This is a genomic window from Otoolea muris (assembly GCF_943193115.1).
GTDB classification, from domain to species: Bacteria; Bacillota; Clostridia; order Lachnospirales; family Lachnospiraceae; genus Otoolea; species Otoolea muris.
This window is the reverse complement of the sequence record NZ_CALPCY010000104.1, coordinates 1-5507: the sequence shown is the minus strand read 5'-3', so window position 1 is coordinate 5507 and position 5507 is coordinate 1. Positions and strand designations below refer to the sequence as shown.

Annotated in this window: 8 protein-coding genes; 1 reads left to right on the top strand and 7 read right to left on the bottom strand. The window is 50.4% G+C overall.

Annotated features, from left to right (window positions below):
• Nucleotides 1-243: 243 nt before the first annotated feature.
• The gene (locus NFS31_RS26030) at nucleotides 244-750 is read right to left on the bottom strand and encodes a COG2426 family protein (RefSeq protein WP_251501795.1); all 507 of its coding nucleotides are present in this window, start codon (nucleotides 748-750) and stop codon (nucleotides 244-246) included.
• On the bottom strand, nucleotides 751-1209 hold the full coding sequence (locus NFS31_RS26025; protein WP_251501792.1) for a zinc ribbon domain-containing protein: 459 nt from the start codon (nucleotides 1207-1209) through the stop codon (nucleotides 751-753).
• A gap of 422 nt (nucleotides 1210-1631) precedes the next feature.
• On the opposite strand from NFS31_RS26025, the gene NFS31_RS26020 reads away from it, so the two are divergent.
• The gene (locus NFS31_RS26020; protein ID WP_251501789.1) at nucleotides 1632-2045 is read left to right on the top strand and encodes an EamA family transporter; all 414 of its coding nucleotides are present in this window, start codon (nucleotides 1632-1634) and stop codon (nucleotides 2043-2045) included.
• A gap of 168 nt (nucleotides 2046-2213) precedes the next feature.
• Here NFS31_RS26020 and NFS31_RS26015 read toward each other — a convergent pair whose 3' ends face one another.
• The 5 genes from NFS31_RS26015 to NFS31_RS25995 all read right to left on the bottom strand — a co-directional run bounded on the left by NFS31_RS26015 (nucleotide 2214) and on the right by NFS31_RS25995 (nucleotide 5232).
• A complete protein-coding gene (locus tag NFS31_RS26015; protein ID WP_251501786.1) occupies nucleotides 2214-2636 on the bottom strand; it encodes a hypothetical protein in 423 nt (140 codons plus the stop codon).
• A 1-nt stretch (nucleotide 2637) separates the two neighbouring features.
• The gene (locus tag NFS31_RS26010; RefSeq protein ID WP_251501783.1) at nucleotides 2638-3156 is read right to left on the bottom strand and encodes a GNAT family N-acetyltransferase; all 519 of its coding nucleotides are present in this window, start codon (nucleotides 3154-3156) and stop codon (nucleotides 2638-2640) included.
• 1 nt (nucleotide 3157) lies between these two features.
• A complete protein-coding gene (locus tag NFS31_RS26005) occupies nucleotides 3158-3634 on the bottom strand; it encodes a GNAT family N-acetyltransferase (RefSeq protein WP_251501780.1) in 477 nt (158 codons plus the stop codon).
• A 71-nt stretch (nucleotides 3635-3705) separates the two neighbouring features.
• A complete protein-coding gene (locus NFS31_RS26000; RefSeq protein WP_251501777.1) occupies nucleotides 3706-4545 on the bottom strand; it encodes a 4Fe-4S binding protein in 840 nt (279 codons plus the stop codon).
• A gap of 108 nt (nucleotides 4546-4653) precedes the next feature.
• Nucleotides 4654-5232, bottom strand: a complete 579-nt coding sequence (locus tag NFS31_RS25995; protein ID WP_251501774.1) for an NAD(P)H-dependent oxidoreductase — start codon at nucleotides 5230-5232, stop codon at nucleotides 4654-4656.
• Between the last annotated feature and the right edge of the window lie 275 nt (nucleotides 5233-5507).

The following is a 5507-nucleotide window of genomic DNA, read 5'->3' as shown; positions in this document are numbered from 1 at the left end:
AATAAGCAGGCAAAAATATATGAGGCTCTCGGAGTGAAGGTACCAACCTCGTCATGTTAACTCCGAGAATCCAGGCTATATCCATAAGGATCCCCTCTCCCGCTGCGCTTTTTTCCGAGCGGGAGCGGAGTTTTAGTGGATATAGAAGCTGACGATGGCGGCCAGATACACGATTCATTCACCAGTGAAACAAACATTTCATTTCACATTGAACGCTCAGGCAAAGCAGGCAGCAGCGCTCCCTTACCCAAACAAAACGCCCAGCACCCCGTATGACAGGATCGACATGATCACAGTTGCGATCACAATCCCAATCAGAATCGCGCCAAACGCCTTCTTAAAGTTCATCCGCAGCAGCGAAGCCACGAGCGCCCCTGTCCATGCGCCGGTTCCCGGAAGGGGGATTCCCACGAAAAGGACGAGGCCCCAGAAGCCGTATTTCTCAATCTGATCCTTTTTGCTCATCGCCTTTTTCTCCAGCCACAGCGCGACCGGGCGAAAGAGGCTGACTTTTTTCATCCATTCCAGTATCCGGCTGATCAGCAGGAGGATGAACGGGATCGGAAGGATATTGCCGATAATGCAGATCGGGATCGCGGTGAGGATCGGGATGTCAAGGAGCGCCGGCGATGATGCCAGCAGCCCGCCGCGCAGCTCCAGGATCGGAATCATGGAAATAATAAAGACAATAACCTCTTTGGAAACCAGTCCCGACAGGCTGGCGGTAAACCATTGTACAAATGCGTCCATTTACTGTTCCTGCTCCCCATTCTGCGTATCCTGCGCATCTTTATTGGAAAAATCGAACTGCTCTTTCACTGCGCGCCTTCCCGCATCCTCTGGATCCGGCGCATTCTCTTTCATAAGCGCGCCGCAGCGGCTGCAGTACATGGCGGACCGCTCCACCCTCGCACCGCACTCCGCACAGACTCTGGCCCCCTCCAGCTCCGCAATCTCATCCTCCAGGGCGGCGATCTTCACAAGCCCTGCCCCGATGATCTTGAACTCATTGGCGAACTCCTCCTCAATGGAACGCTCATGCTTGTCATAATATGCCTGGCCAAGACTGATGTACGCCCGGTTTATTTTCTCCCGCTCTGCGGACAGCTTTGATTTGAGCTGTAAAATGCCGGTCATATCCTTAACTTTATTGGCGGCCTTTCTGCTGCCGCTGCCGATTGCTTTGCCTAATTCTTCAATAAATGCCATTTTTTTCCTCCTCTGCAGGATTTATGTTTTCTCCCTTATTCTATCCTGTCCGGGGAAGAAAGTCAATGGGAAGCGGCCTTCTCGTGATGCTGCTGCCCTCGGGTTTTCTGTGACCTTCGCTCACAAAAAACACCTCGCGGAGTCGAAGGCTGAACTGTTACTGCTCCTTACGTTCACGCAGGTAACCGTATTTGTGAAGTCAACAACCCCGCTGCAAGCAACGGGGCGCCAAACTTGCAGCGCTGCAGAGCAGCGGGGTATTTGACCCTCGCGGCAGTCGCCAAATGTGCATGCAAGCATGCCCACTTGGCTCGTTGCTCGCGGGAATAAGCGCCTGAAACCATTGAAATTCTCTTGCAATCCTATATAATAAGAACGGAGGTTTACATTAAACGTCTGCAAACCATGAAAGGAGAAAAATAATGTGGCTTTTATTTGCAATACTATCCGCCGTATTTGCCGCACTGACATCTATTCTTGCAAAAGCGGGGATTGATGGGGTAAATTCCCACCTTGCCACAGCGCTCCGCACAGTTGTCGCGCTGGGTATGGCATGGGGCATGGTCTTTTTGACAAACGCACAGGGCGGAATTTCTTCCATCAGCAGGAAAAGCTGGCTGTTTCTTATTTTATCCGGCCTGTCTACCGGAGCCTCATGGCTTTGCTATTACAGGGCTTTGCAATTGGGAGAAGTTTCAAAGGTAGTTCCCGTTGACAAGATGAGCGTTGTAATTACTTTGATACTTGCCTTCCTTTTTCTGCATGAGAATGTTACGGCTAAATCATTGGCAGGAGCAGGACTGATCACAATAGGGACGCTGATTATGGCGCTTTAGCATCCTTATATATAACAGAGAGGCGGTTATCCCGCCCCTCTGTCCCTGTTTTTTGAAAGGCAGGCGCCGCGAATTTGAATGGTATCCGGTCTAAAATTCTTCCTGCCCGGAAATTATCAGTTTCCGTATCGGGGCTGACTGCAGCAGAAAACAGGAATTGCTGTTCGTTTATTCATAGTAGTTCAGCATATGCTCATACATATTCCTGGTCTGTTCTTCATCTCCCCATGATAAAGGATCATCCGCATAGCATAGAGTCAAAAATGGTTCTATGTTCCGAATATTTCCGGGAAGATTCTCCCATAAGCTGTACATTCGATTGGCAAAGCCTTTTATATCCAAACAATTCGCGTAAACTTCCTTTAATTTGCCCATTAACTTTCTGCCGAACCATTCTGTATTAAGATTTAAATAATCCATATTTGTTCTCACATAAACAGCAGCTTTTTTTATATCCGTTTCCCACTCTAAATAGAGCAAATCATCGTCTTCGGGGTTGTTAAGAAATAATTCGTCGAGCAATTTACGGTACTCGTTTTCTGTTACTAATTCCTCATTAAGCAAAATCGCATAAACCAACAATTCCTGCATGCTAACGCCTCCGGCCGCCCTCTGTCCGGAGCTTTTCGTACGCCAGCCTCGGGTAGCAGTCCTCCTCCACATGGATGATCCCGCAGTATACAAAGCCGCTCTTTTTCAGCAGATTCTGCATGACCCGGTTATCCCCATGCGTGTCTATACGCAGATGGCCGCACTGGCCAAACGCCCATTCCAGGCAGGCGCTTCCAATCCCCTTCACGCTCCCGTCCCCCGCCAGCCGGTGGACCACGCCGTACGGGCCGTCGTCCAGCCATCCGCCCTCCTCTATCGTCCGGTACGTGGGTTCAATGTCCCTGCCCTGACGAAAGAAAAAAGCGCCGGCCACCCGGTCTTTGCATACGCACACATAGCTGTTCCCGGCCGCAATATCCGCGCGGATCAAGCCCTCCGGCGGCCAGTTGGTCGGCCCCCACTGGTTCGGGTTGCCGTGCTCTGCCATAAAATCCCGCGCGTATGCGTATATCTCCATCATGCGCGGAAGATCCTCCTCTTTGGAATGACGTATGATCATACTATCCCTCCGTTCCTGCCAAAACCTTTTTTCCTGCTTTCTCCATAACAAAATTCGTAAGAAGCACGCCACGCCGTTCTACCCGCTGCTCTTTTACCGTCTTATACCCTCTTTTTTCAAAAAAAGGCCGCGCCGTAACAGAAGCATGCGTAACGATCTTCCCCTGAGCCGCCCTCTCCAGCTTATCGCAAATGGCAGACGCCACGCCTTTCCTCTGATAATCCTTATGGACATACAGCCGGTCAAGATACCCTGTGTTATCTATGTCGCCAAAGCCTGTTATCACGCCGCGGCTTCTGGCGACGATGCTGTAATGCTCCAGAAAGGACTGATTCCAGCGTTTAAGGTCAATCGCCCCGTCCGCCCAGGCTGTAAGCTGCTCCTCTGTATAATCCCCCGCGTTGATCGTATGTACTGTATCATAAAATAACTCTGCCAGCTCCCTGCAGTCAGCCGGCCGGTATCCGGTGAGTATCATTGTCCGCCTCCTCTATCCTGTAACATATGCTTCTGCAGTCCCGCAAAATCTGTCGCGGCGGGATTCCGGGATCACTTTAACGCCTTTTCAGGACACGCGTTCACACACTCGTGACACAAAATACATTCCGTCCCGTTTTTGCGTCTCCTTGAAGGATCCGTCATGTCAACATCCATCGGGCAAACCCGTCTGCACCTTCCGCAGGAAATACACTTACTCTTATCACACCTGATGCGCAGCAGGGAAAAATACGACATGGGCTTCAAAAATACCGCCACAGGACACAGATACTTACAAAATGCTCGATTATCCTTCAGCAAAAAAGCCAGCGCAATCCCAATGATGTAATACAGGGCATTACCGAAAAGGAATGCCCGGAACATGATCCGCTCCATATCGCTCACCCGCGCCAGAAATAAAGCGCTGACAAACAGAAACGACAGCGCAAAGGTAATATATCTTGCCCATCCCCATTTCTTCCCGGGGCGCTGCGGAATCTTATATGGGAGCAGATCGAGAATCATGGCCGTCCAGCAGGCATAACCGCACCACCCCCGCCCGAAAACCAGCGGGCCGGCTATCTTTGCCACGGCATAGTGAATCGTCGCCGCCTCAAAAACACCGGTAAACAGATAGTACCAGAATCCCTCAATCTGCATATTCTCATTGCAGAGCAGCCCAAGATAGACCAGCATATACGTCCCCACCAAAAACTGCGCAACCCTGCGCGCATGCTTATACCGAAACTGAAATAAAAGAAGCCCCGCCGCGACGGACGTCCCGATATAGCTGAAATTGAATAAATAAAACCGATTTCCCATCGAAAGCCACAGCGCGACGGCCACCGCCTCAAAAATCAGCCACATCATGGCAGGCAGCACAAATTTTTTGATTCCTTCCCGTTCTGTCATAAATCCCCGCCTCCTTAAGAGATTCCGAGAGTACATATTGATCCGCTCAATGACAGCCGCGGATCCTCCGGCATTCTGTAACCGCCAGCCTCTTTTAGCGCCTCATGATTATACGGCCGAGGGGCTCCAGCTTTCTATTTCTTTCAGCGTTTCCTCCAGAATGCCGTTTACATCCGCCCCCCGGATATCCAGCCCTTCCGCCCTGAAACACACAACATCCTGTATCCCGTAAAATCTGCCTGCCAGAGCCTTGATGTGCTCATAACCCAGATTACAGCCGCCGATTTTTCCCCCTGCCGTTGTCACATAAATGATCCGTTTTGCACTGCACAATCCGACAGGCATTCCCTCCGGAGAATATTTAAATGTCAATCCCACGATCGTTATATGCTCCAGATAGACCCGCAGGACAGCCGGAAACGCCAGCTCCCAGAAGGGCGCCGCAATCACGATCTCATCTGCCGCCGCAAACTGCTTTGCATACTGAAACAGCGGCGACGAAAAATCTCCGGCTGCAATGAGGGCGTCCCTTTCCTCCAGCATCTCCCGGTTAAGGGGAAGCAGCTTCTCCTGACAGAGATTTACCTCCTCTTTCTGCCCGTCCAGCTTATCAAGCGCCTTTTTCGCTAACACAAGCGTCCGCGAACCCGGCCTTACACAGGCATTAACAAATAATATCTTTTTCATAGCAAACTCCTTTTTCACGGTTCTGTGATTCCCTGTTTTTTCCACAGCGCTCCCTTATCCGGAATATGATCTCTTTCCGCGCGCTCCTCGCATATATTCCGCGGACGCAGGAACGCTGCTCCCGCTTCCTGAACAGGTCAGAATTTAAGTATAGTATAACTTATGGAAATACACAACTCAATTGATATCTTTTAGATAATAACTCAAACTTCCCACATTAAAAATGGGATTTGCTCCTTGAAAAATCAATACTTTAGCTCACAAAATAGCGCTCA

Excerpts from the sequence above, each read along its gene's own strand:
- NFS31_RS26005 (WP_251501780.1), bottom strand. The coding sequence starts at position 3,634 with ATGATACTCACCGGATACCGGCCGGCTGACTGCAGGGAGCTGGCAGAG.
- NFS31_RS26030 (WP_251501795.1), bottom strand. The coding sequence starts at position 750 with ATGGACGCATTTGTACAATGGTTTACCGCCAGCCTGTCGGGACTGGTT.
- NFS31_RS26025 (WP_251501792.1), bottom strand. The coding sequence starts at position 1,209 with ATGGCATTTATTGAAGAATTAGGCAAAGCAATCGGCAGCGGCAGCAGA.
- NFS31_RS25995 (WP_251501774.1), bottom strand. The coding sequence starts at position 5,232 with ATGAAAAAGATATTATTTGTTAATGCCTGTGTAAGGCCGGGTTCGCGG.
- NFS31_RS26015 (WP_251501786.1), bottom strand. The coding sequence starts at position 2,636 with ATGCAGGAATTGTTGGTTTATGCGATTTTGCTTAATGAGGAATTAGTA.
- NFS31_RS26020 (WP_251501789.1), top strand. The coding sequence starts at position 1,632 with ATGTGGCTTTTATTTGCAATACTATCCGCCGTATTTGCCGCACTGACA.
- NFS31_RS26010 (WP_251501783.1), bottom strand. The coding sequence starts at position 3,156 with ATGATCATACGTCATTCCAAAGAGGAGGATCTTCCGCGCATGATGGAG.
- NFS31_RS26000 (WP_251501777.1), bottom strand. The coding sequence starts at position 4,545 with ATGACAGAACGGGAAGGAATCAAAAAATTTGTGCTGCCTGCCATGATG.